General features: G+C 60.8%; 21 protein-coding genes. All 21 read right to left on the bottom strand.

The features are described 5' to 3' along the window. Window positions 1-8 precede the first annotated feature (8 nt). Window positions 9-1445: a flagellar filament capping protein FliD gene (gene fliD / locus ACMDB8_RS07035; RefSeq protein ID WP_056721561.1), complete on the bottom strand. Its 1437-nt coding sequence runs from the start codon at window positions 1443-1445 to the stop codon at window positions 9-11. An 83-nt stretch (window positions 1446-1528) separates the two neighbouring features. After that, a complete protein-coding gene (locus tag ACMDB8_RS07030; protein WP_056721560.1) occupies window positions 1529-1882 on the bottom strand; it encodes a flagellar protein FlaG in 354 nt (117 codons plus the stop codon). 73 nt (window positions 1883-1955) lie between these two features. After that, entirely contained in the window at window positions 1956-2807 is an 852-nt protein-coding gene (locus ACMDB8_RS07025) for a flagellin domain-containing protein (RefSeq protein ID WP_056721558.1), read from the bottom strand. A gap of 245 nt (window positions 2808-3052) precedes the next feature. Next, window positions 3053-3319, bottom strand: a complete 267-nt coding sequence (locus ACMDB8_RS07020; RefSeq protein WP_056721556.1) for a hypothetical protein — start codon at window positions 3317-3319, stop codon at window positions 3053-3055. Further along, a complete protein-coding gene (locus ACMDB8_RS07015; RefSeq protein ID WP_223541112.1) occupies window positions 3316-4608 on the bottom strand; it encodes a motility associated factor glycosyltransferase family protein in 1293 nt (430 codons plus the stop codon). The genes ACMDB8_RS07020 and ACMDB8_RS07015 overlap by 4 nt, the downstream gene beginning before the upstream one ends. Before the next feature lie 90 nt (window positions 4609-4698). Next, complete coding sequence (locus ACMDB8_RS07010) at window positions 4699-5625, bottom strand: ketoacyl-ACP synthase III (protein ID WP_056721553.1); 927 nt, start codon at window positions 5623-5625, stop codon at window positions 4699-4701. 226 nt (window positions 5626-5851) lie between these two features. After that, window positions 5852-6904: a pseudaminic acid synthase gene (gene pseI, locus ACMDB8_RS07005; protein ID WP_409078498.1), complete on the bottom strand. Its 1053-nt coding sequence runs from the start codon at window positions 6902-6904 to the stop codon at window positions 5852-5854. Continuing rightward, complete coding sequence (gene pseG, locus ACMDB8_RS07000) at window positions 6897-8402, bottom strand: UDP-2,4-diacetamido-2,4,6-trideoxy-beta-L-altropyranose hydrolase (RefSeq protein WP_409078499.1); 1506 nt, start codon at window positions 8400-8402, stop codon at window positions 6897-6899. Before pseG ends, pseI begins: the two co-directional genes overlap by 8 nt. Continuing rightward, window positions 8399-9106: a pseudaminic acid cytidylyltransferase gene (gene pseF / locus ACMDB8_RS06995; protein ID WP_056721546.1), complete on the bottom strand. Its 708-nt coding sequence runs from the start codon at window positions 9104-9106 to the stop codon at window positions 8399-8401. The genes pseG and pseF overlap by 4 nt, the downstream gene beginning before the upstream one ends. Beyond that, a complete protein-coding gene (locus ACMDB8_RS06990; protein WP_056721545.1) occupies window positions 9103-9723 on the bottom strand; it encodes a pseudaminic acid biosynthesis-associated methylase in 621 nt (206 codons plus the stop codon). Before ACMDB8_RS06990 ends, pseF begins: the two co-directional genes overlap by 4 nt. Continuing rightward, window positions 9723-10913, bottom strand: a complete 1191-nt coding sequence (pseC, locus tag ACMDB8_RS06985) for a UDP-4-amino-4,6-dideoxy-N-acetyl-beta-L-altrosamine transaminase (protein ID WP_056721543.1) — start codon at window positions 10911-10913, stop codon at window positions 9723-9725. The genes ACMDB8_RS06990 and pseC overlap by 1 nt, the downstream gene beginning before the upstream one ends. A gap of 125 nt (window positions 10914-11038) precedes the next feature. Further along, window positions 11039-13963 (bottom strand): TIGR00180 family glycosyltransferase, encoded by a 2925-nt coding sequence (locus ACMDB8_RS06980; RefSeq protein ID WP_409078500.1) that lies wholly within the window; start codon window positions 13961-13963, stop codon window positions 11039-11041. Window positions 13964-14015: 52 nt separating this feature from the next. Next, window positions 14016-14744 (bottom strand): cephalosporin hydroxylase family protein, encoded by a 729-nt coding sequence (locus tag ACMDB8_RS06975; RefSeq protein WP_409078501.1) that lies wholly within the window; start codon window positions 14742-14744, stop codon window positions 14016-14018. Window positions 14745-14774: 30 nt separating this feature from the next. Beyond that, the gene (locus tag ACMDB8_RS06970) at window positions 14775-15440 is read right to left on the bottom strand and encodes an acetyltransferase (RefSeq protein WP_409078502.1); all 666 of its coding nucleotides are present in this window, start codon (window positions 15438-15440) and stop codon (window positions 14775-14777) included. After that, window positions 15437-16558 (bottom strand): DegT/DnrJ/EryC1/StrS family aminotransferase, encoded by a 1122-nt coding sequence (locus tag ACMDB8_RS06965; RefSeq protein ID WP_409078503.1) that lies wholly within the window; start codon window positions 16556-16558, stop codon window positions 15437-15439. The genes ACMDB8_RS06970 and ACMDB8_RS06965 overlap by 4 nt, the downstream gene beginning before the upstream one ends. Then, window positions 16555-17781, bottom strand: coding sequence for a class I SAM-dependent methyltransferase (locus ACMDB8_RS06960; RefSeq protein WP_056721531.1), 1227 nt, complete (start codon window positions 17779-17781; stop codon window positions 16555-16557). Before ACMDB8_RS06960 ends, ACMDB8_RS06965 begins: the two co-directional genes overlap by 4 nt. After that, window positions 17778-18338, bottom strand: a complete 561-nt coding sequence (locus tag ACMDB8_RS06955; RefSeq protein ID WP_056721528.1) for a dTDP-4-dehydrorhamnose 3,5-epimerase family protein — start codon at window positions 18336-18338, stop codon at window positions 17778-17780. The genes ACMDB8_RS06960 and ACMDB8_RS06955 overlap by 4 nt, the downstream gene beginning before the upstream one ends. Next, window positions 18335-19417, bottom strand: a complete 1083-nt coding sequence (rfbG, locus tag ACMDB8_RS06950) for a CDP-glucose 4,6-dehydratase (RefSeq protein ID WP_223541119.1) — start codon at window positions 19415-19417, stop codon at window positions 18335-18337. The genes ACMDB8_RS06955 and rfbG overlap by 4 nt, the downstream gene beginning before the upstream one ends. Then, on the bottom strand, window positions 19399-20172 hold the full coding sequence (rfbF, locus tag ACMDB8_RS06945) for a glucose-1-phosphate cytidylyltransferase (RefSeq protein ID WP_056721524.1): 774 nt from the start codon (window positions 20170-20172) through the stop codon (window positions 19399-19401). Before rfbF ends, rfbG begins: the two co-directional genes overlap by 19 nt. 280 nt (window positions 20173-20452) lie before the next feature. After that, window positions 20453-24046, bottom strand: a complete 3594-nt coding sequence (locus tag ACMDB8_RS06940; RefSeq protein ID WP_409078504.1) for a glycosyltransferase — start codon at window positions 24044-24046, stop codon at window positions 20453-20455. Window positions 24047-24162: 116 nt separating this feature from the next. Beyond that, on the bottom strand, window positions 24163-25734 hold the full coding sequence (locus tag ACMDB8_RS06935; RefSeq protein ID WP_409078505.1) for a flagellar hook-associated protein 3: 1572 nt from the start codon (window positions 25732-25734) through the stop codon (window positions 24163-24165). Window positions 25735-25744 lie beyond the last annotated feature (10 nt).

Here is a 25744-nt window from a genome sequence, read left to right as displayed (position 1 = left end):
GCTCATGACTAGCTGTTGGACTTCTGTGCATTCAAGGACGTGAAGAACGAGGTGATGCTGGTCGCCGTTGCCTTCATTTGCCCGACCAAAAGGTCCATTGCGTTGTATTTGGCGGTCAGCGTCCTGGTCATGTTCTCGACACGCAAGTCCAGCGCCAACTGCTGGTTCGAAAGGTTCTTGCTGAGGCTCTGCAGGTTGGTATTGCGCTGATCCAGCAACCCGCCCGTGGACACATAAGGCTTGATAGCAGTACCCATGCGCGCCAAAAGGCCGTTGGTATCATTGGTGCCATTGAACAGCTGCTGCACCTGGCCACTCATGCCGCCAGTGGTCATTGCCTTGTTGAACGTCGTCGTGTTGAACGCCAGATTGCCGGTTTTCTCGTCCGTCATCACGCCGAGCTGCGACAACACGGCCAATGGGCCGCCCGCACCGGGAGCCGTCAGTACGCCGCGGATATCGGAAATCAGTTGGCGCGGCATCGAGTCACCGGTAAATGCCGCCTGAACCGTCAGGTTGCCATCGGCATCCGCTGTCGCCCTGGACAGCGTGTTGATGGTGTTCATCAGGGTGTTGTAGGAATCAACGAACGACTGGATCGATGTCTGCAAACCGGTGGTGTTGGTCGCAACAGTGACGGTCGCAGCCGCTGGCGGCGTACCGGTGCTGGCGGACGTCAGGTTCAGGGTCAGGCCACTGACTGCACCGGTAACCGTGTTGCTCTTGCTGGTCACCGCCAAGCCGTCGATAGTCAGCGATGCATCCACTGCAACCCCGCTGACAGCCCCTGAACTTGAAGCCGAAGGGTTGCTGCCCATCGGTTGGGTACCGTCGATTTCAAGGCCGGCGATACCGCTGACCACAAGGTCGGAACCCGCACCGGTCTTGCTGGAGCTGATCACCAGTCGCGATGCACCGGTGCTGTCGGTCACGATGTTGGCAGAAATACCATTGCTCGCCTGCGCAGAGTTGATGGCATCCCGGGTGCTCTGCAAGGTCGCATTGGCCGGAATTGTGACATCGTAATCAGTGCCATTCTGACTGATTTTCAGAGTACCACTCGGAATGGCACTGGCGGCACCGCCGGCAAAAGAAGCACTGGCTACTTTCGAGCTGGTGGCCAGATTATTCACAACAACGCTGTAAGTGCCGGCAACGGCGGTATTGTCGGAAGTCACCCCCAGAATCGACGGGGTACCCGAAGTTGCGCTAAAGCCCGCAAACGCAGGATTGGTCTTGCTGCCGAGATTGGTCAGCGCCGTCTGAAAGGCCGTCAGTGCGCTTTTCAGAGAACCGACACCGGAAATCCTCAGCGTGTTGGTTTTGGTCTGAGTATCGATCTGCGTCTGTTTCGCCGATTTGTCGGCGTTGACCAGCGCAGTAACGATCGCACCGATATCCAGGCCAGAGCCAAGGCCCGTACCCGGCAAAATTGGACTTGCCATTTTTAGTCTCCCTTCAGGTTGCTGCCACTCTTTTGACCTTTACCTGCGTCCAAAGAACGTACAAACACTATTCATGCCAGCTATCAGACTTTGGCGTCGAACAATACGTGGCTCGCATTGCTCAGACTTTCCGCCAGCTTGAGGGCTTCCGCGGAGGGGATCTGTCGCACGACTTCACCCGTTTCGCTTGCAATCACTTTGACAACGACCTTTCCGGATTGCTCGTCGATCGAGAACTCCAGATTGCGCTTGATCGACTGTACAAACTTTTCGATCTGCTGCACCGCCTGCTTCAGATGGGTGTCATCCTTGTCCGGCTTCTCGTCCGCCTCCGGAGCCACGCTGACGGCCTTAGGCTTTTCCGGCGCCTTATCCGTGACGGTGCTCGCTGGCTGGGGAGCCGGATAAGACACGCCAAGCTTTACGCTCATCTCCATGCCCATCACCTCTTAACGTAAAAAAGCGAGAGAGCGTGACAAGCACACTCCCCCGCCCAAACTCATTCCGAAATTACTGAAGCAGCTTCAGTACAGCGGAAGGCAGTTGGTTGGCTTGAGCCAGAACCGAGGTAGAAGCCTGTTGCAGGGTTTGCTGCTTGGTCAGGTTCGCGGTTTCTGCGGCGAAGTCGGTGTCTTGTACACGGCCTTGTGCAGCAGTGGTGTTTTCCACGATGTTCTGCAGGTTGGAGATGGTGCTGGTCAGACGGTTTTGCGAAGCACCCAGGTTTGCGCGGGTGGCGTTGATCGTTGCCAGTGCGGCGTCGATCGCGGTGATCGCGTTGTCGATGTTGGCCGACAGGGTGGCGGAAGTTGCACCGGTCAGAACAACAGTACCGCTGCCTACAGACAGGGAAACGGCGTCGAACTTGGAGCTCAGTACCAGATCGATGCGGTTGGCCGAACCAGTGTTGGCGCCAACTTGCAGCTGCATGGTGCCAGCCGAACCGTCCAGCAGGTTTTTGCCGTTCAGGTTGGTAGAGGCAGAGATACGAGTGATTTCGTCAGACATCTGAGCGAATTCGGAGTTGGTAGCGGTCTGGTCAGCAGTGCTGTTGGTACCGTTACGTGCTTTAACAGCCAGTTCACGCATACGCTGCAGAATGTCGGTCGAAGCCTGCAGAGCGCCTTCAGCGGTCTGGGCAACGGAGATACCGTCGTTGGCGTTCTGGATTGCCTGGGTACCACCACGGATCTGTGCAGCCATGCGGGTTGCGATCTGCAGGCCGGCGGCGTCGTCCTTGGCGCTGTTGATTTTCAGGCCGGAAGACAGGCGCTGCATCGAGGTCGAAAGCGCATCGGTAGCACGGTTCAGGTTTTTCTGGACGCCCAGCGACGTGGTGTTGGTGTTTACGGTTAAAGCCATGACGAATTCCTCGTTGGTTGGGTACTGCGGCTTCCGGCCCTGGCAACCGCCGGGTATGGCCTAGAGAACCTTCGTAATAGTTATCGTCGGGTTGGCAGGTTGCTTGAGGGCTTTTTAAAAAAAAATTGCCATCACCCTGCCACCCCCGAAAAAACAAGGGCTTAGCGCACCCTCAACCGTAAAAAAATGACGCCATGAAACTGTCCAGCCCACAAAGGCCCGTGCCAAAGCTGTCGCCGCCCATTTCAGGCCGGCAGTCTTTCCAGTAAATCGACCAACTCATATTCCATGAAGTCAGCGAGCCCCAGCCAATCCTGGCGCTCCTGGCAGTCCAGCATTTGCCTGAGCATCAAGGCCCAGGCCTGCTGTACATCCTGGGGCGCCCGCGCAAACAGGCGCTGCGTCTCATCGAACAGATCAACCATGATCAACGCCGCTTCGACATCACGTCCCAGGCGAAACAATCCCGCGCACTGCCGGCTGCCGTCGATGCCTTTCGCTTGAAACTTCATTGCACGAAATCCTGGTTGAACTGCGTACCGGCAATCATCGCCCCTGCCCGGCTGCTATTGAAAAAAAGCACCTCGGGATGCCTGGCAATGTAACGCTCGAGTTCGCACAGGTAACTGCGGAAATTGAGCTGCGTCTTGACCTTCTGCCCATGACCATCGTGCACCCAGTGCCTGGCCTGGTTCACTGGCGGCCCCAGGTCACCATCGTTCCAGCCGGTATGGGTCCTGTTCATGGGGAAGGAGAAATCGGCACCGAACAGCGTGATGCGTTGCGCGCCCATCTTCACTGCCAGATCGACCGCAGGGTGGATTACGCTGCCGCTGACGTAGAGCTGCCCGCGCGGATGTTGCTCACGCAACGCGGCGTAGACCGGGCTGGCGGAGTAACCGCCGTAACGCTTGCCTTTCCAGGCTTTGAGCATGTCTGGATCGCTCAACGGCAAGTACACCAGCGGAATGTCTTCGGAGTCCTTGCACGGCAAGTGCAGCGCACTGATGCGCTGATCGATGCTCACGACCAGGTCAGGTTTTATCCCGTGCTCGCGAAGGGGTCTGTAGGCGGTGTCGACACTGATGAACAGCGGTCGCGACGCTTGATTGCGCATGGCGGCCAAGCGCTCGAAATTCCCTTCAAGGCTTGGCCCTGTGCCGATCACATAGATTTCACGCTCGGGACAGGTGCCAAACAGCTGCGCCACATCATCATCGGACAGCAGCACTTCGAGGGTATCGTGCAAGCGCTGCACAATGACTGGCGACTGCGGGTCGAAATCACGATTATTGAAACTCAGGTGCACTTCGCTGACCAGGCGATCACGAATCTTCGCACTGAAGTCATCGGCCAGCAGCATTTCGGCCGGCAACGCAAAAAACGGCGTGCAGATGTCCGACATATCGCCGGCATACAACAGTTGCACGCGCGGATCGCCCAGCCATTGACGCTGATCGATCAGTTGCAACACCAGCGCGAACAGTGCGCCGTTTAGAATATGGACATAGAGCTTTTCAAGCCCGGCGCGCTCCAGCAGAACCGAAGGCAAATCGCCGAAACCGGTGCCGTAAACGTGCAGCTGTGGTTTGTCGAGCGGGAGGCTGGCCGCCTGCAGGCGGGCCTCGTGCAGACGATCATGACGGCTGGTGAGCTGGATGCCGCCTACGCACAACGTCGAGTCCCGACCTTCGATCAGGTTGACCTCGATACCCAGGCGATCTTCCGTTTTCAATCGCGCATACAGCGACGGCCAGCGCCGCTGGATAACCTGAGCATTGTCTTCAAAGCATTCGCTCATGCTACCTCGCATTCCATACAAGCAAAAAAGCGCTCAAGGTTAACCCTTGAGCGCTTTTTTGTACCGGCCTTTTTATTAAAAGACCTTCACTCAAGGACGATAGATGATCGCCGAACCCCATGACAGCCCCACTCCGAAACCGCTGAGCGCAACGCGCTTCCATTCGGAATCGAGAATATGCTTTTCCAGCAGCAATGGAATGCTCGACGACACCGTGTTACCGGTCTCGACCATGTCCTTGATGAACTTCTGCGGGCACTCTTCGAAGCGCCGCGCGACTGCATCGACAATCGCCGCGCTGCCCTGGTGAATGCAGAACGCGTCGATGTCATCAGCGCTCAATTGCGACTCGCCCAGCAATTCATGCAAATGCGCCGGCACCTTGAGCAGTGCAAAGTTGAATACCTGGCGGCCGTTCATGAAGAACACGCCGTCGGTGACTTTCAAATGTGGAGCGCCGGAACCGTCGGTGCCGAACTTGGCCTTGCCCAGTGCCCAGGTCGGGTTTTCGCCCATCCAGGTAGCCGTGGCCGCATCGCCGAACAGCATGGTGGTGTTGCGGTCTTCCGGGTCGACGATCTTCGAATACGGGTCGGCAGTGATCAGCAGGCCGTTCTTCAGCCCAGCGGCCTCCATGAAGCCCTTGATCGCATAGATGCCGTAGACATAACCGGAACAGCCCAGCGAAATATCGAACGCAGCGACGTTGGTCGGCAGGCCGAGCTTGTCCTGCACGATGGCTGCGGTATGTGGCAGGCCTTCTTCGTCACCGTTCTGGGTGACGACGATCAACGCATCGATGGATTCGCGTTTCAGATCAGGGTTGCTGGCAAACAGCGCATTGGCCGCTTCAACGCACAGATCGGAAGTTTCCTGATCAACGCCCTTGCGCGGCAGGAAGGCCGAACCGATCTTGCCCAGGATGAACTCTTCATCCTTCTCGAATTTTGCACCTTGTGCGTAATTGTCCACGCCGGCTACAGGAACGTAGCTCGCAATGCTCTTTATGCCAATCATTACGGCTTCCCAATAATAAACAGCCCAATACCACCACTCGCAGGAATCGAGGGGCGCCGACAAACCAGGATCTGCGTCGCCCCAAGGCGACGGCCGGGAAGCGTAGAGGGCCATCACTGATCCCGATAAAGGGTCAGGCGCCATCTTCCCGGTCAATACAATACAGTGAAGATGCGCGTTATGACTCGCAGGTCACTCTATTTTGCCGAATCTGCCCGGCAACGGGTCATTCGACCAACGACCAGTCCAGCGCTGTTCCACGCTGGATGGCCTGGCGGGCACGGCGTCCCAGGAGGCTTTGCGCATGCTTGGGCGCCAGCCCGAGCCCCGGACGGATGGCTCTCACGTTTGTCCCGTCGAAGGGCTCGCCAGCCGCCATGTCCTTGATCACATATAACGATCGACGGTACACCAGGGATGGGCGCTCAGCCTCGGTGAGGCCGTAATGCACCTGCCCCATGGCTTGCCAGGCGCGCTCGGTTTCGATCACCAGGCTGGCCAGTTCAGAGGGTTCCAGCGAGAAACTGGCGTCGACACCACCGGCCCCACGGTCGAGGGTGAAATGCTTTTCCACCACCGTTGCCCCCAATGCCACCGCCGCCACGGACACTCCGACGCCCATGGAGTGATCGGACAGCCCCACCTGGCAATCGAATAACTCGCGCAAATGCCCGATCGTGCGCAGGTTGCTGTTCGCGGGTGATGCCGGATAGGTGCTGGTGCATTTGAGCAGCACCAGGTCCTTGCACCCGGCTTCGCGGGCGGCGCGCACGGTTTCATCGAGTTCGGCGATGCTGGCCATGCCGGTGGAAATGATCAGCGGCTTGCCCGTCGCGGCTACCCGGCGGATCAGCGGCAAGTCGGTATTTTCAAAACTGGCGATCTTGTAGGCCGGCACGTCGAGGCTTTCGAGGAAGTCCACGGCGCTCTCATCGAATGGCGTGGAGAACGCCAGCAGGCCCAACTCTTTGGCGCGTGCGAAAATCGGCGCATGCCATTCCCAAGGCGTGTGGGCCTTTTCGTACAAGGCGTACAACGAAGTACCGGCCCACAGGCTGTTCGGATCCTTGATGAAAAACTCGCCCTCGGCCAGGTCCAGGGTCATGGTGTCGGCGGTATAGGTTTGCAGCTTCAACGCATGGGCACCGGCCCTGGCCGTGGCCTCGACGATTTGCAATGCCATGTCCAGGGACTGGTTATGGTTGCCGCTCATCTCGGCAATGATCAATGGCGGTGCATCGGCACCGATCAGGCGCTCGCCAATCTTGAAGCTAGTCATCTGCGTGATCCTTCAATACGCGCGTGAACGCGCAGGCACTCTGGGTAAAACCGGCTTCGCGAAAGACGTTCAGCGACGGCTGGTTAGCGGGCAACACCTGGGCGGTTAGCGACTCCAGTTCTGGCCAATGGACCTTCACAAAGGCTTCTCCACGGGCCAGCAGCGCCCTGCCCCAACCCAGGCCGAACCGGCCTTCGAACAGATAAATCGACACCTCGGCGGTAAAACCGCGCAGGTCATAACGCAACACACCGACCGGGCCGTCATCGGCCTCGGCAATCAACAACAGCCGCCGGGGATTGCTCAGGCTCGCCGTCAGCCAGTTTTGATGCGCTGGCCATTCGATCACGCCGGTCTGCAGCGACCAACGGCGCACGGCCTCACAGTTGCGCCCGTCGAACAACAACTGTGCATCTCCCAGGGTCGCCGGGCGCATCCTCAGCACCGCGCCGGCCAGCGCAACCGCTACCCGCTGCGCCCCCCGGCCATCGACCAGTTGTCGCGATTGCCGGGCCAGGCTCTGGCGCAAACCCTGGTTACCCGCGACAAGGCCAATGGCCAGGCGCAGTTGCTCGACACTGACCTGCTCGCGCCCGCCCATGAACACATGGGCACCCGCGGCCGCCATGACCTCGCCGTTGGCCTGCTGGTTGTTCGACACGGCAATGCAAATCGTCGGCAGCCCCATGGCCGCCCGTTCCCAACTGGTGCCGCCTCCTGCCCCGACAAACAGGTCGGCTTCGCTCATCAATCGATAAAAGTCGCTGACGAAACTGTGCAGCCGCCAATTCGGGCGACTCGCCGCCAACGCCTGCATCTGCGCCCAGGCCGGATTATCCGCCCCGGCGACAAAATCGACTTCCAGCTCAGCAAAGTCCGCCAGCGCCAGCATTGCATGATGGGTCTGCATGGCCGCGTCGAAACCGCCGAAATTCACCAGCACACGCTTGGCCCGGGGCTTGATTTCGATGGCCGGGCAACAGAACTCGTCGCGCAACATCGCATACCGGGGACCGAACAACGTCCGGCAACCCGGTGCCAGCAGCGAGGTATAAGCCTCTGGTGTGCCCGAGAGGTTCTGGTTCAGCAGCAAATCGGCGCTGTAGGTCCGCGTGGCGAGGTCATCCACCGCGGCGATCCGTGGCGCAAAGCGCCGGGCGGCCGTCTGCCAGTGATGATCGAGGCCGTAGTGGTCGACAATGATCCAGTCAAATGCCGGCTGGTGCTCCAGCAGCGGTTCGAGCGCGGCGATATCGGCCTGCCATGGCAGCATGGATTCGATGGCTTGCTGCGGGTCTTCATCGCTGTAGCGTTCGGGCAGCGCGAAGGTTTCGAAACCTTCGACCCGCAATGCCTCCAGTCGATGCCCCGGTAACAGGCGACAGGCGAACGCCACATGACTGCCCTGCCTGCGCAACACCCGGGCCAGGCACAGGCAGCGTGCGATGTGGCCGCTGCCGATGGTCGGCGAGGCATCGGAGCGAATCAGTACTCTCATTGCAATTCACCTCCGGCCTTCAGCGCGGCGTACAGGTATTCCGCGCGTTTCCAGTCTTGCGGTGTGTCGATGTCCTGCACCAGATGACGCGGCAGGATGACTGGCAGGCTGTACGGCGAGTACAGCACCTCGCCCCGCAACCAGGCATCGCAACGCCCCCAGTAGAACTGTCCGGCATCCTGATAGGCGATCGACAAATCCTGGGAGCGGGTATCACGGTACTGCGGATACAGCGCCGTCAATGCACCCTGATCGTCAAGGGTCAGGGCTCGCTGGACCGGGAAACCGAAGTCGCACACCGAGAAGGCGAACGACTTGTCCGGATGCTGCTCCAGCAGGCTCAGCCCCTGGACCAGAAATCGCGATTGCAACAACGGCGCGGTCGCGTAGATACAGCAGGCGCGATCAAACTCGTCCCCTTGTTCGCGCAAGGCTTGCAGGGCATGGGCGATCACCGCCGCGGTGCCCGTGAAGTCATCGGCCAGCGCCGCCGGGCGCATGAAGGGTACCTGGGCGCCACAGTCCCGCGCCAGCCCGGCGATTTCCTCGTCGTCGGTGCTCACCACCACCCGGGAAAACAACCCGGACTCCAGGGCCACCTGAATCGAGCGGGCAATCATCGGCACTCCGGCGAACGGCTTGAGGTTCTTGCGGGGTATGCGTTTGCTGCCACCGCGAGCCGGGATGATGGCAACATTGTTCAACGGCGTTTTTCCAGGACAAACCAGGTGATGTCATCCACCGGGAATTGCCGATCGCGGCGGTAACCGAAACCGTAATCAACCAGTTGCAGGTCGTCATAGCGATCGAGCATTTCACCGGCAAAATCGCGCTTGAACAATTTGCCGCTGTTGCCGCGATACGGGACCTCGATCGGCACCGGGTTGTAGTACTCGGCGATCAGTATGTAGCGCTGGCTCAACTCATACAGTTGCGCATACGCGGCCGGCAGCAACTCCGGTGCCAGGTGAATCAGCACGCCTTTGCTCAGGGTCAGGTCGAAGGTGCGTTCCCGGGGGAAATCGAACAGCGAACCCTGCCAGATGTGCGCAATATCCAACGCCCGGGCCGCGGCACAAGCGCTGGCGTTGATTTCCACGCCGAACAACTCGCAGCGCGGCAACAGTTGGCGCAGTGCCTGCAGGTTGTTGCCGGCGTTGGTGCCCAGCTCCACCAGGCTATCGATGTGCCCGACCCGTGTCAGTGCCTTGGCAAACAACGCCAGGTTGGCCGCCACCAGCGGCTGCCCGACATTGCGCTCAACGTACTGGTTGCCGAATTCTCCCTGCCAGAAAGCTTCCTGCTCGGTCAGCTCACGCATCACACATTTCCCACCCGCCGCAATGGCTGGATTATTTCGATCAGCTGCCGCATCTGCTCGACCACATAGTCCTGCTGCTCATCACTGAGCAACGGATACAACGGCAGGCTGATGGCTTCGGCGTAGTAACGTTCGGCCTGGGGAAAATCACCCTCGGCGAACCCGAGATCACGATAGTAAGGCTGCAAATGCACGGGAATGTAGTGCAGGTTCACACCGACCCCGACAGCTCGCAATCCCTCGAACACCTCACGATGAGTGAGACCGATCTGATCGAGTTGCAGGCGCACCACATACAGATGCCATGACGACTCAGCCTCGGGCTGTGCACCGGGCAGGGTCAGCGGCAAATACCCCAGCAAGCGCTCATAACGCGCCGCTAGTTCACGTCGCCGCTCGATAAATTCATCCAGTTTGTTCAACTGCGACAAACCGAGGGCCGCTTGCAGGTCGGTAATGCGGTAATTGAAACCCAGCTCCACCTGTTCGTAGTACCAGGGGCCGTGGCTGGGTCCGGTCATCTGCTGCGGATCCCGGGTCATGCCGTGGCTGCGCAAGCGTTGCAAACGCTCGGCAAGTTCCGGGCTGTTGGTCATGACCATGCCGCCCTCGGCGCTGGTGATGATCTTCACCGGATGAAAGCTGAACACGGTCATCGCGGCAAACTCGCCACAACCCACCGGGCGCCCGGCGTACGACGCACCAGCGGCATGGGCCGCGTCTTCGATCACGGTAAAGCCATAGCGCTTGGCCAGTGCGGCAATCCTGCGCATGTCGCAACTCTGCCCCGAGAACGCGACGGCCACGAGCACTTTCGGCAGCCGGCCTTCTCGCTCGGCCCGTTCCAGCTTGACGGCCAGCGCAGCGGCATCGAGGTTCCAGGTCAGCGGGTCGATATCGACAAAATCCACCTCGGCACCGCAGTAGCGACCACAGTTGGCCGAGGCGAGAAAGGTGTTCGGTGTCGTCCACAGCCAATCGCCCGGGCCGAGCCCCGCCGCCAGGCAAGCGATGTGCAGGGCCGCCGTGGCATTGCACACCGCCACGGCAAAGCCGGCCTCGCAGCGTTCAGCCATCGCCCGCTCAAAGCGCTCGATGGTCGGCCCCTGGGTCAGCCAGTCAGACTGCAATACACCGACCACGGCGTCGATATCCGCCTGATCAAGGCTTTGCCGAGCGTAAGGAATCATGCTGGCAACCAGACACGCACCAGCGCGTTCCGGATGATCCGACACCCGAACGAACCGGTCCCGCCTGCGATGAAAATCGATTTTCCGTTGAACATGCCTTGAATCCTTATACCTGTTCGCCGGGCCTAGCCGAGCATCTGCGCCCAGTTCACCGAAGCACTTTCGCCCAGGGCAAAGCCTTTGCCGCTCAAGGCCAGATTGGCGTTATAGGCCTGGTCCTGGGCAAAAGCTGCCGCCCACTTGTCACGCAGCGCATCGAGGGCCTGCGGCACCTGTGGCACTTCACCCGAGTGAATGACCTGTACCAGCGGTGTCCACACGGTAAGGTAGCCGGCCTGACCGGCCCTGAGGCACAGATCGACGTCGCTCAAGCCGTCGGCGAAGGTCATGCTGTCCAGACCGTCCAGCTCGTCGAACAACGCTTTGCGCACCATCAGGCACACCTTCGACACCGCCGAGTAGTTCTGCTCCAGCGCCAAGCGGTGCAGGTAACCTTCGGCGTCATGTTTTTCACCGACGAAGGCTGAGCCCACGCCACCGTTCATGCCGAGGATCAGCCCGGCCTGGGTGACCTTGCCGTCGCGGTCGATCAACTTGGGACCGACCACGCCGACTTCCGGACGCTGGGCGTGATTGAGCAGCGACTCAAGCCAGTTCGGATTGACCACTTCACTGTCGGCGGCCAACAGCACCAGGTACTCGCCCTGCGCCTGCTGACTGGTGGCGTTGTACAACGCCACGTCGCTCAGGCTCTGGTCGGCACGCAGCACGCTGACTTTCGGATGCTGGTAGGTGCCCAGCCAATCGTTGACCTCGGCCGACTGATTCGGGTTGAGCGCGATCAGCACTTCGTACTGGATGTAGCGGGTCCGCAGCAACACCGCTTGCAGGCACTGTTGCAACGCCGCCAAGTCATCCCCGGCCGGCACGATGATCGACACCAGCGGGCGTTCGGTATGGCGGTAATCGATCTGATAAGTGCCAGGCAACGTCGAAGTGACCTTGGCCTTGTAGCCAAGATTGCCCAGGTGGCGCAACAACGCCAGGCGTTCATCGGCGTTTTCTTCCAGTGCCGGCGCCCGTGCAATCACCAGCGGTTCGTCCAGGTGGGCCAGCCCGTTGAGGCCACCCTGCTCGATGATGCGCAGCAGCAAGTCGAATTCCAGGGCCTTGCTGAAGTCTGGCTGGTAGCCGCCGACTTCAATGAACACTTCCCGACGGATCAACCAGTGACGCGCCATCAAGGCCGGCAGGCTTTGCAGCAAATCAAGGTTGAAACCCGGACGGAATACATCCACCAGTGCGCCTTCTGAGGTGCGCTGGATTTCGTCGGTGGCGACGGCGCGGCATTGCTCATCCGACAACAGCTCCAGGCTGGCGCGCAACAGGCCGCCAGCGGTGAACTCGTCGCCGGCTTCAGCCAGCATCAACCAGTCGCAAGGCGACTGACGAGCACTCTGGTTGAGTTTGTCGACATAGTTGCTTTGCGTGACACGGACAAAGTGCAAGGTGTTCTGCGCCGTGGTCGCCGCCGGTGCTTCACCGGTAGTGAAGATCACAATCTTGAATGCCTTGCCGTGACCTTCGAGCAGGCTGTCGAGAGAGACTTGCAGCTTGTCGATATCGTTATCCAGGTCCAGCAGGAAGATCCCGAACTGTGGACCACCGTCGTTGGCCGCCAGGTACTGGTTGATCGACTCAGCCTCGTCAGCCTCTGGCTGGCGGGGCGCGAGCCATTTGAGCAGTCGACCGGAGAGCATCTTGTCGAATGTCGCGCTGTTGCCTTCGACCGACACCGCCTCAAGACGCGCGGCCCAGTCAGTCATGGCCTGCGCTTCCTCCTCTTCGCCCAGCAGTTCGAGCTGCGCCGCCAGGCGCTTGACCACCGTACGGTTGAACACGTTGCTGTCGTGGGCTTGCCACAAACGGTCGACCACGCTTTCCGGTGTGTCATTGTTACGCGCCTGCATCAGGCTCTGTTGCCGCGTCCAGACGCCTTCCAGGCCTTGCAACTGGACACGACCGGCCGGCATGGCGTGCAACAGGAATTCGAACTGGGTCAACTGATCGAAAAACTGCTGATTGTAGAACGGCATTTCGACGTATTGCTTTGGACCGAAACGGCGCACAGGGCCAGTCTCGACACTGGTCCACGCAGACTCGAAAATCAGCTCTGTTGTCAGCGCCCGGCCCGTGCGCAGGCTATCGGCCAGGGTTTCGAAGCTTTGCAGTGCGAACTGCCTGCCTCGCTCTGGGTCCTCGCCTTGAACTTGAGTCGGCAGCCCGAAGAGGAAAGCGGCAAAGGCTTCACGTTCGGCGACCGTCCTGGTATCCGTATGAGCCAGCGTGTGGAAGATCTCGGTGTTGTGATCCGAGTACCCGTAGTTCATCTCGCGCACGACATACGGGATCGGCAGAATTCGCGCCTTGCCCCGCGCCAGCATGTAGTACGTGTGACCGATTTCCTGCCATTGGAAGGACGTATCGTGAGGCATGGCCTGATACCAGTCACGTACCAGGTCTGTGCGCTGGACTGCATAGAATGGCGGGAGGTACTGGTGCATGTAATCGAGCACACGCTCCTCGGCGTGCTCGGAGCAATAGTCTTCGCAGACTTTCTTGTCACGCCGGAAGTAGCTGACGCTGTTGGGTTGTGACAGGTACATCATGCTGTAGCCATGGCACAGGCCGTAGTCGGGATTGGCCTCCATGAATGCCACGGCGGCGCGCAGGGCGTCATGTACATGGAAGTCATCGTCGGCGGCGAACACCATGAACGGCGTGGTCACTTGCTCCACGCCAAAGGCCAGCTTGGCGCGAACGCCCCAGTAGCCAAACTGCGGGACATGCTGGTAATCCACATTTTCAAACTGCCCGGCCAGGCTTGGCTGACCTTCGGTCGAAGAATCCAGCACCAGAATCCTGCAAGGCAAGCCGCTGTAGAAACGTGCCGCCCGGCGCAAAAATGCCGGCCGCTCATGAGACATCAGCACCACGGTCAACTGTTCGTTGAGTGCCAACCCGTGTTCAGAATTATTCTTGCCTTGCATACATTTCCCCACAACGGCGAATCGCCGAAAAAACCCAACGATGTCTTGTCGATTACCGCACGCGACGCAGGTAGCCATCCGGCGCGACGGTGATCAGCAGCTTGCTGTGAATGGCCTGGTCGATTTCAAAGTTGCGGTTTTCTTCCAGGTAGGCCCATACCGCGGTTTTCGGATTGTCGCCCTTGCCCCACGGACGGTCCGGGAAGGCATCTTCCGGCATGTCTTCAACCACGGTGTCCATCACCACGCAGTAGCTGCCCACCGAGGTCATCGGTGCATAGGCACGCAGCTCTTCGAGTACGTGCTCGTGGGTGTGGTTGGAGTCCAGAACCACCAGCACTTTCTTGCCTTCGACGCGCTGGCGAACCTGCTCGACGATCGCCGGATCAATGCTCGAACCCTGGATCATCCGGATCCGCTTACTCATCGGGTGCGCTTCGATTGCCTCACGGTTGTGCTGGCGGATATCGATGTCGACGCCCAGCACTTCGCCATGGCCGATCAGCTCCAGCATCGAGGCGTAAAACACCAGCGAGCCGCCGTGGGCGATACCGGTCTCGACGATGATGTCCGGCCGCAGCGCCCAGATGATCTCCTGCATGGCGACCATGTCCTGGGGGAACTGAATGATCGGGCGGCCCATCCAGCTGAAGTTGTAGGTGTACTTGTGTTTGGCGGTCGTGCCGACCCAGTCCAGCGACGTGGCTTGCAACGCTTTGTCCTGTTGCAGGCCTTCGATGTTCTCTTTTACTTCTTCACGAAACTGCTCATGAGGATTCATTACAGACTCTCCGGAAATTAGTCGCGGTGGTTAGTTGAAAACCCGACCGTCTTGAAAGGAAACAGGATTGGTCTTGATGGTCCTGGCGGGACTGCCCACCACAACCGCGTAGTCTGGAACGTCTCTGGTCACCACGGCACCCGCACCGATGGTGACCCAGCGGCCGATGCGCAAACGCGGCAGGATCGTGGCGTTGGTGCCGATGAAGGTGCCGTCGCCGATCTCGACACAACCGGCAATGCAGACACCCGGCGCCATGAACACCGAATGGCCGATCTGCCCCTCATGCCCGACCACGCAGCCGGCGCTGATGCTGGTGTTGTCACCCAGGCAGACTTGCGCCTGCATGATCACGCCCTCTTGCAGATAGGTGCCGACGCCCATCGTGATCATCGTCAGATCGATGCCCGGGTGGATGAAGTTGCCCAGGGTGCCACCGGCCTCGACGATCTCACAGGTGGTCCGGTAACGCAGCGCCGTGCTGCCGGTGATCAAATTGACAAAGCGTGTGTCGGGGCCTTTCAGCTCGGTCACCTTGTCGGTGCCACCCACCACCGGCACGCCATGAAACAGCGTGCCTTGCTTGGCCGGATCGTTATCGAGAAAGGCGAACTGCACGTCCGGCTGACTGCGTTTCAGGGTGAGGATCATCCGTACCGCTTCAGGATTGGCCGCCCCCAGCAGGTAAACCTTCATAGCCGCGTCCTTTTGAGTACCAGCGCGCGCAGCACCTCGATGACCCGGTGCTGATCGTCATCGGTCATGTCGTGGTAACTCGGCAGATTGATCGCGCGCTCAGGCAGCGCATGCGCCACGGGCGAGTCAGCCGACAGTTGGCTGAACATCGGCAAGGACGACAGCGGCCAGAAGAACACCCGCGCGTCGATATCGGCGGCCTGGAAGGCTGCGATCAACATGTCCCGCGTAATCCCCAGCTCGCGGTCAAAGACCACGGTGGGCATCCAGTAACCGTTGCGCGCGTGTTCGGGCTCAGGGTTCATGGACAAGCCCGGCAACGGCGCCAGCGCCTGGGCGTAGTTGGCGAAGATCGCTCGCTTGCGTTCGATCAACTCGTCGATCCGCTCAACCTGTGCGCAACCGACGGCCGCTTGCAGGTTGCTCATCTTGTATTTGAAACCGAGGAAATCCGGCCAGAACTGTTTGCTGCTGCCCGCCACCCGGCCATGGTTGGACAGGGTCAGTACGCGGTCATACAGGGCCTTGTCCGACGTCACGAAGATGCCGCCTTCGCCGGTGGTCATGGTCTTGGTGCCATGAAAGGAAAACGCGCCGAACGCGCCCAGCGAACCGGCGGCCCGCCCACGCCACTGCGAGCCAATCGCCTCGGCGGCGTCTTCGATGACCGGCAGGCCAAACTCGCGACCGATGGCCAGCAACGCATCCATGTCGCAGAGATTGCCGTAAAGGTGCACCGCCAGAATCGCTTTGGTTCGTGGGGTGATCGCCCGCCTGACCTGCTGCGGGTCGAGGCACCAACTGTCCGCCAGCACGTCGACGAACACCGGTGTCGCCCCCAGATAGGTGATGGGCGCGGCCGAAGCGATCCAGTTGGTATCGGCAAGGATCACCTCATCGCCGGCACCGATGCCCAACGCCGCCATGCCCATGTGCAGCGCGCCGGTGCAACTGGAGGTTGCGATCGCGTACGTCGCCCCCACGTGCTCGGCAAAGGACTTTTCGAAGCGCGTCAGGTACTCGTAGCAGCGCTCTCCCCAACCATGGCGGACGGCATCGAGTACGTAGTCGGCTTCCAGCTCACCGACGCTGGGCTTGGTGTAATGAATTCGGCTCATCGAATGATCAACTCGGGAATGGCAATGACAAAACGACCGTCCCATGCACGGATGCCGGCAAAGGCCTGGGTAATCTCATCCAGCAGGTTCCACGGCAATACCAGCACGTAGTCCGGTTTTTCGATGTCGATCTGTGCTGGCGACACGATCGGAATACGGCTACCGGGCAGGTACTTGCCTTGCTTGTGCGGGTTGGCATCGGCCACCCAGGCCAGCAGGTCCGGCTTGACGCCGGCGTAGTTGAGCAGGGTGTTGCCCTTGGCGGCGGCGCCGTAGCCGACCACGCGCTTGCCATCGGCCCTGGCCTGCAACAAAAAGCGCAGCAGGTCATGCTTGATGCGTTCGGCGGCGGGCGTCAGGGTCGCGTAGAACTCCGGCGTTTTCACCCCGGCGGCGAGTTCGGCCTGCAGCTGTTGCCGGACCGCCGGTTGCACGTCGCGAGGCTCGCCGTCCAGGCGCTGGACGAACACCCGCAGGGAACCGCCATGGGTCGGGAGTTGGCTGACGTCGAACACTTGCAGGCCATTGCGCTCGCACAAGGTCTGCACAGCGGTCAGCGACAGGTAGGAATAATGCTCGTGGTACAGCGTGTCGAATTGCTGGCCGGCCATCAGGGTCAGCAACTGCGGGAATTCGAAGGTTGCCACCCCCGTCGGCTTGAGCAGGGTCGCGAAGCCGCCAAGGAAATCGTTGATGTCCGGCACATGCGCCAGCACGTTGTTGGCGGCCATCAGGTCGGCGCCCCAGCCTTCGTTTTTCAATTGCGCGGCGGTGTCACGACCGAAAAACAGTTCACGAATCTCCAGGCCTTTTTCCCGCGCCGCTTGCGCGGTGCTGCGAGTCGGTTCGACGCCCAGGCAAGGAATGCCGCGCCCGTCCACGTACTGCAACAGGTAACCATCGTTGGCGGCGACTTCCACCACACGGCTGTCACCGGTCAGGCCGAAGCGCTCGACCATCTCGGCCACATAGCGCTCGGCATGGGCCAGCCAGGTACTGGAGAACGAACTGAAATAGGCATACTCGGCATCGAACAGGCTGTCGGCGCTGGTGTAATCCTCGGTTTGCACCAGCCAGCACTGCTGGCACACGGCAACCTTCAACGGCACCCATTGTTCGGCCTGCTCCAGCTGGTCGGCACGCACGTAGGCGTTGGACGGCGGCGAGGTGCCCAGGTCGATCAGCGGCAGGGTCAGCGCAGCGGCGCAACCTCGGCAGTTCATAGACGCACTCCGGCAAAGTGTTCATCAAGCGCCGGATGACTCGCATCGCGCGCCGACAGATTATTGACAGGCAACGGCCAGGCAATCGCCAGCCGTGGATCGAGCACCGACAACCCGCCTTCGTGTTCCGGCGCGTAGTCGTTGCTGTGCAGATAAAGCAGCTCGGCGTCGGCACTCAGGGTCTGGAAGCCATGGGCGAACCCGGCCGCAATCAACAGGCTGCGGCCATCGCCGGCACGCAGGTGTTCGGCGTGCCAGTGCAGGAAGGTCTCGGAGTCGGGACGCAGATCCACCGCGACATCCCAGACCTCACCGCGCAGGCAGGTGATCAATTTGGCTTCCGGCGCTCGGGCATTCTGGTAATGCAGGCCACGCACGCTGCCGCGTTCGCGGGTGCAGGAGTGATTGATCTGGCGGATATGAAACGCCTGGCCAAACGCATTGAGGCTGCCTTCGCAAAACAACCGGGAAAAGTGCCCGCGCTCGTCCTCGAAGCGTTTGTGCTGCACGCTGAACAAACCGTTCAGCGGCAACGCCTTCAACAGAAATTCACTCACAGCGTGCCTCGGTACAGGTTCAATTGCGCCAGGCTGACGGCGCGCATGTCGTCGCCGTTCTGCCACGCCAGATGCCAATCCAGGGTCTGGGTCAGGCACTGCTGCAGCGACCAGCGCGGTTGCCAGCCGAGCAATTGACGGGCGCGGCTGCTGTCCAGGCGCAACAGGCCGGCTTCATGCATATCGCTCGGTTCGATACGTAGTCCGCGTGCTTGCGGCCAGCGGCTGGCGAGCAGTTCGACCACTTCACCGACGCTGCACATGTCCGCTTCACCGGGACCGAAATTCCACGCCCCAGCCAATTGCGGGCCTTGCTCGAACAAGCCGGCCGCCAGTTGCAGATAGCCGGCCAGCGGTTCCAGCGCGTGTTGCCATGGGCGCACCGCCTGCGGATAGCGCAAGGTCACCGGCTCATCCGCCGACCACGCCCGCAGCACGTCGGGAATCAGCCGCTCCGGGGCGAAATCGCCACCGCCGAGCACGTTGCCGGCACGCGCCGTGGCCAGCGCCAAACCGTGCTCGGCGTGCTTTTGCGGCGCAAAGAACGAGGCGGCATAGGATTGCGCCAGCAATTCGCAGCACGCCTTGCTGCTGCTGTAGGGATCGTGACCGCCCAACGCTTCGTTTTCGCGGTACGGCCACAGCCATTCCTGATTGGCGTAGACCTTGTCGGTGGTCACCAGCACGCAGGCGCGCACGCCGCCCACCTGACGGATCGCCTCGAGCAGGTTGAGCGTGCCCATGACGTTGCTGGAGTACGTGCCCAACGGGTCGCGATAACCTTCACGCACCAGCGGCTGTGCCGCCAGGTGCAGGACGATTTGCGGCTGGGTCTCGGCGATCAGTTCCAGCAAAGCGCCCAGGTCACGCAAGTCGCCGCGCTGATCGTTGATGCCTTCATGCACCCGCGCCAGTTCGAACAGACTCGGCTCGGTGGACGGATCGAGGGAAAACCCGCTGACTTCGGCACCCAGGCTTTGCAGCCACAACGTCAGCCAACTGCCCTTGAAACCGGTGTGGCCGGTGACCAGCACCCGCTTGCCGCGCCAGAATTGCGGGCTCAGTCCCATTGCTTCCATGGGGCCTCCCCGCTCTGCCACAATGCTTCGAGGTGATTCTTGTCGCGCAGGGTGTCCATCGGTTGCCAGAAACCGTCGTGCTGGAACGCCATGAGCTCGCCGCGCTCGGCCAGGCCGTCCAGCGGGCCGGACTCCCAAGAGGTGTCGTCGCCGTCGATCAACGGCAGCACTTTGGGCGACAGGACAAAGAACCCGCCGTTGATCCAGCCACCGTCGCCGCGAGGTTTTTCAGTGAAGCCCAGGACCTTGTCGCCATCGCGATTAAGCGCGCCGTAGCGGCCTGGCGGCTGTACCGCGGTGACGGTCGCCAACTTTCCGTGCTTGAGATGGAAATCCACCAATGCACCGATATTGAGGTCCGATACACCGTCGCCATAAGTAAAACAGAAGGCCTGTTCGTCTTCGAGGTAGCGTCGGGCGCGGCGCAAACGGCCGCCGGTCATGGTCTCTTCGCCGGTGTCGATCAGCGTGACGCGCCATGGCTCGCTGTAGTTCTGGTGAACATCCATGCGGTTGTTACACATGTCGAACGTGACGTCGGAGGTGTGCAGGAAGTAGTTGGCGAAGAAGTCCTTGATCGCATAGCCCTTGTAGCCAAGGCAGATCACGAAATCGTGGATTCCGTGAGCGGAGTACTGCTTCATGATGTGCCAGAGAATTGGCTTGCCGCCGACCTCGATCATCGGCTTGGGCTTGAGGTGCGACTCTTCGCTGATCCGCGTACCCAGGCCACCCGCCAAAATAACTGCCTTCATCCCCTTTCCCTCTTGTTCGTCACAGGGCTCAGCCAAGCTGTATCAAGCTTTTGCGGGCCATCTGGGTTAAACCTGCCGCCGTTCAGAGCGCATCCGGACTCACCGCAAGTGCTCGTTTTATGGCGATATAAGGGGGACTTGCAGGAAACGCGCCAGCTCTTTCAATCCGCTACCGGGCAATGCCTGGCGGGCATCTTCAACGCTGATTGCAAAGTCTGGCGGCAAAAAAAAGGCAGGCGACTCAAGGTCGCCTGCCTGTTCCGGATGGATGCGCGAACGGTCAGTCCGCCAGCCAGCCATTTTCCCAGTAGCGCAAATTGTCGCCGCGCAGCACGTAGTCACGCAGCACGATCTCGCGCAACTCATCGCCCATGCGATAGCTCGCGTCGGGATCGGCCAGGTGCATGCGGATCGCCTGCAGCCATTCATCCGTGGAGTTGGTCTTGATCCGGGTGCACGGCAGGTAGCCGCGATAGGCCTCGGTGTCGGTGCAGATCACCGGGTAACCGCAAGCACCATACTCCAGTAGCCGCAGGTTGCTCTTGCAGTCGTTGAAGATGTGGAACTCCAACGGTGCCAATGCCAGATCCAGGTTCAGGCTGGCCAGTTTGGCCGGGTACACGTCCAGCCCGATCACCCCGTGAAACTCATGCATGTACGGGCGCAAATCGTCCGGGCACATACCGAAGAATACCCAGTCGACTTCATTGGCCAGTTCGCGGACCACATCGGCGATGACCGCCAGGTCACCGTGGTGGCTGGTGCCGCCCCCCCAGCCGACCCGAGGCTTTTTCGAGGTGCGGCGCTGACTGCGCAGATCGGTCCACAAGTGCGACGCCAACATGTTGGGCACCACGCGAATGTCCTGATGCATGTCCGACAGCGCGTTACCCAGCGGCTCGGTGGACACCACCACGCGATCGCACATGCCGATGGCGCGCCGGACCAGCGCCTCCATTTCATCCTTGCCCGGCATATTGCGGATATGCGCATTGCGGTGCGGGACGTTGATCACGAAGTCATCGAGCTCATAGATGCGTCGCGCGCTGGAGTATTTTTGCAGGCTCGGGATTTCGTTGATCGGACCTTCGGAATAGCGCCCCTGCAAGATGATCACGTCAGGCGAATGGCGCTCAACTTCAATGATGGTCGGCAGGTTGTAATGAATGCGTCCGTGCGCCCTGCCGGCGGCCTCAAGCTCGATCAACGGTTGCGTGACCCGGTAATGGCCGATGGCGGACGCGTTGACCGGCAACGCGAGAATCTTCGGCAACTGAGCCTTGGAAAACGGGCTCCAACCAGATCGCAAGCCGGGCTCGAGACTGAAGCTTGCCCCGCCCAATCCCTGCAATGTCAGGTTGGTGTTGTAGGCCGGATCACGGGCCACGATCGGCAGCCAGCGCTTATAGAAAACCTCCTGCTCCTGCTCGCCCCGGGCCTGGTCACCTTCTTGCGCAGCCACCGCCGGTTGCGCGCCCAACGCCAGTTGAGCGTGAGGCGTCCAGACCACCAGGTAACCTTCCTGGCCGACGCGCAAACACAGGTCGACCTCGTTGAGGGACTGCGCCAGGCCCTGCTCATCCAGGCCACCGACCGCGTCAAAGACCGCCTTGCGCACCATCAGGCAATCGCCGCCGACAGCACTGTAATTATGAGCGACCTGCAAGCGGTACATGTACCCCGCTGCGTGCAACATCTCACCATGGAACGGCACCCCGGCCGGCCCTTGCAACCCGAGAATCAGGCCGGCGTGCAGCACGCGGCCATCGGGGTTGAACAGCTTGGCCCCCACCACGCCGACTTCCGGACGTTGCGCATGATTGAGCAGTTCACCCAGCCATTGCGCCTGGGTGATCACCGTGTAGGGATTGAGCATCAGCACGTACTCGCCAGCGGCCTGCTTCACGGCGAAGTTGCGCACCGCCGCCGCATTGCCCTGCAACTCGCAACGCAGCACCCGGATCCGGTCGCTGCCCAGCTGCGACATGCCGGCGAACCAGTCAAGCGCCTCGGCGCTCTCGCTGCCGTTGTCCACCAACAGCAACTCGTATTCGCCGTAGGCGGTTTTCTCCAGCAGGCTCTCGACACAGCGTTGCAATGCCAGGGTCTGGTCCTTGCTGACGATCACGATCGACACCAGCGGCCGATCCGCATGGAGATAGTCGACCCGATTGAGCAGCGCCGAACTGCCCTGGCGAATGTCGTGGGCGACACCCAGGCGCTGCAAGTGCGCCTCAAGCAACCGTGGATTGGTGTCCACCACTTGCGGCAGCGACAGCCATTTGGCCAGGTCGAACGCCGACTCCAGCAACACCTCCGAAATGTGCCCGACCACGTGCGTGCCAGCACTCTCGACCATTCGCCACAACACATCGTGTGGCGCCAATTCGCCGTACACCGAATCGAAACCGCCCAGCGCCAGGAATTGCTCGCGCTCGAATGCCAGCGCACGCCCCACGTAGGGATAGCTGCGCATCAGGTCCAGGTTGAAGTCTGGCTTGAATGCAGGCTCGGCCGACTCCCCCTGATGCAGCCCACCTTCGTCGCTGTACAGGCAGGTCAGCGTGCGCGACAGCGCAATGCGTTCAGCCATGACCAGCAAGGCCGGCGCCACCAGGCGATCACCGGCACGCAACAGATAGAACCAGCCAGTGCCTTCCAGTTGCGGTAACAGCGCGTTGATCTGCTGCTGCCAGTCGTCCTGCAACGGCATGCGGAACACACGCTCGTCCAGCACGGCTTCCGTGCAAGACGCCGAAAGCACCAGCGTCAGCTCAGGGGCGTATTCCTGATCCACCAGCGATTGCAGGGTGAGTTCCAGCGCCGAACGGCTGCCTTGCTCATCGATGATGATCGGAACGATTCTGGGTCGGGTTGGCCACCCCTCCAGCGTATCCGCCAGCAGCTCGCGCTGACCCTCGGTGAGAGCGCGGCACGCCAGCCACTGGGCATACAGTTGCGCGAAACTGACACTGGCGATGCCGACATGCCAGTCCTGGGTGGTCTGCTTGGTGCCCAGGGTCCGGCTCAGTGGCAACTCCTCCCAAACCCGTGGCGATTCATCCGCCCGAGTCAGTGGCAGATAGCGCACCCAGCCCTGCGCCGGCGCTGATTCGCCGCTACGGGCCTTGAGCATCTGCGACAGCCACTGCCGTTCGGTTTCGGCTGCGTCCTTCATCGACTGCTGGCTGCTCAAACGCTCGGGGTACAGGCGCTCGATGACGAGCACGTGATTGGACACCGCCAGGTTGCCGCGCCGCATCAGGCAGACGTACAAGGCGAAATCGAGGGTCGCGACAAAGCAATGGCCGGGCTGAGTCAGTGCTGGAAACAGTTCGAGCACATCAGCCCGACGGAACATGGCGTTGCTGAAACCACCGAGGATGTTGACCGGGAAGTTTTCGAAGATCGCCAGCAGGTCCTCGCCCTTGAATATCCCGCCCACCGGGGAAAGCGGAGTGTTTTCCAGGCGCGACGGCAGTGGCATGTCGTCGGCATCCCAGAGCAGGCGCTGGGCCACGACCAGATTGACGTCAGCGCAGTCGATGAGCACCTGGGCCTGACGCTCGATGCAAGCCGAAAACAACTGGTCGTCATCACAAAGAAACTTGATGTACTCGCCCTGCGCCTGCTCCAGGCAAGCCTGCAGGTTACCCACCAGCCCCAGGGTCCGCGGGTTACGCATATAGCGCACGGTCGCCCCTTCCTCGACCAGCGAAGCCACGATGTCTTCGATCTCACGGCCGCGACTGTCATCGCAAACGATGATCTCCAGATTGCCGTAGCTCTGGCTCACAGCCGTGTGCAAGGCACGACCGAAAAAGCGCGGATTGAAGGCGGGAATGACCAGGCTGACAAGCGGGAGTGAATTCACGGCAGGCTCACAGGCGGCGCGAGCCCGCCCTGAAAAGCGAGCCCTTTGTTACCGCAAAAAAAGACGATAAATACTGAAGGGGCAAGGCCATCGGGCGCCTGCGCGCCCGACCACCGTCAGATCTTGTTGAACAGGCCCAGCTGGGAAATCTTGCTGAACGCCAGCTGCGCCGCCTGCAACATGGTCTGCTGCAAGGTCAGGCGAGTCATGACTTCGGCCGGATCCGAATCGCGAATAGACTTCTGACTGGCGCTGTTCGCCAGGGTCAGGCTCTCGTTGGTCGCGGTCTGGTTATCCAGTGCCTGACCGCGGGCACCGATCGTGGTGATGGCCGAGCCGATCTGGTTGGCCGCACTGTCGATGTTGCCCATCCCCGACTCCATGGCGCCGAGAAACTTCTGCTTGGCCACCGCGTCGCCGTCGATTGGCGTGTTCAGCGCAGTCATCATCTGGCCCAGGGTGTCGAGCACGTTCTGGGTCTGATGGTTGTTGTTCTGGATCACGAACTGGTCACCAGACGCCGGGGCACCACCGCCCAAGGCAAAGGTCACGCCCGCGGCGGTAGCGTTGCCGCTGGATACGGTGCCCGACGACACCGGCTTGCTGTCGGCGGTGATCGGGGCCGCATACAGGTCGAAAGCGGTCGCGCTGGTGAACTTGAGGATCGCCCCGCCCGACGGGAAGGCGTTGGTGTAAGCCGCCGGGTCGGTCACGCTGGAACCGGTGATGACCGCGGTCGACGGGTTACCGGCGCTGCGCGAGGTGTTGAAGCTATCCGACGTGGAAGACAGGTTGAAACTGTGGCCGGCGATCACCGCATCCGGGTTGGTATCACCGGTTTTGAGGTTGATGTTCAGCTTCAGGTCGACGCCACGGAAACTGACCGTCTGGTTGGCACCATTGGAGTTGCTGATCAGACCGTTCTGGCTGGCTTCGGCGGTCACGTCGTTGCCCAGCGAGTCGGTGATCTTCAGCTGGGTGCTGCTGAGGAAACTGACGGTATAGGGTTGGCCGCCGGTGAACTTCGCGTTGTAGGTAGAGCTGGTGCCGACCGTGCCGTTGGACAGCACCACGCGGCCGTCATCCACCGCTGGAGCGGTCATGGTGGTCTGGGTGCGACTGGTGTTGATGGTCTGCTGAAACGCATCCCAGCCTGTGGTGTTGGTCCCGACCGTCATGCCATCGCCAATGCCGAGGTCCACGGTGGTCTGGTCACCGTTGTAGCTGTAGGTGCCGTCGGCGTTCTGCGAGTAAGGCGCGGTGTCGGTTTTCGAACCGGAGAACAGGTAGTTGCCGCTTGCATCCTTGGAATTCATCAGGCCCAGCACCTGTTGCTGGATCTGGCCTAACTCCGACGCGTAGGCCTTGCGGTCAGCGTCGGTGGCAATGCCATTGCTGGCAGCGAGAGCCAGTTCCTTGGCGCGCTGTAAAGCGGTACCGATGGAGTCGAGCGTGGTTTCCTGCAGGCTCAACGCACTCTTGGTGGTGTTGATGTTGGTGCCGTACTGATCAAGCATCGCACTCTGCTGACCCAGTTGCAGCAAACGACCGGCACCGATCGGATCATCGGCGGCAGTGTTGACGCGGATCTGGCTGCTGACTTCGTTGCTGGTCGCGATGGCCTTGTTGAAGTTGCGCTGGTAGTTGGCAGCGGTGATTTCGTAATACTGGGCGGTGGAAATGCGCATGAATTACGAC

Source organism: Pseudomonas monachiensis, from assembly GCF_047345015.1.
GTDB classification, from domain to species: Bacteria; Pseudomonadota; Gammaproteobacteria; order Pseudomonadales; family Pseudomonadaceae; genus Aquipseudomonas; species Aquipseudomonas monachiensis.
The sequence above is the reverse complement of the archived record's forward strand: the minus strand, read 5'-3'. Positions and strand labels throughout refer to the sequence as shown.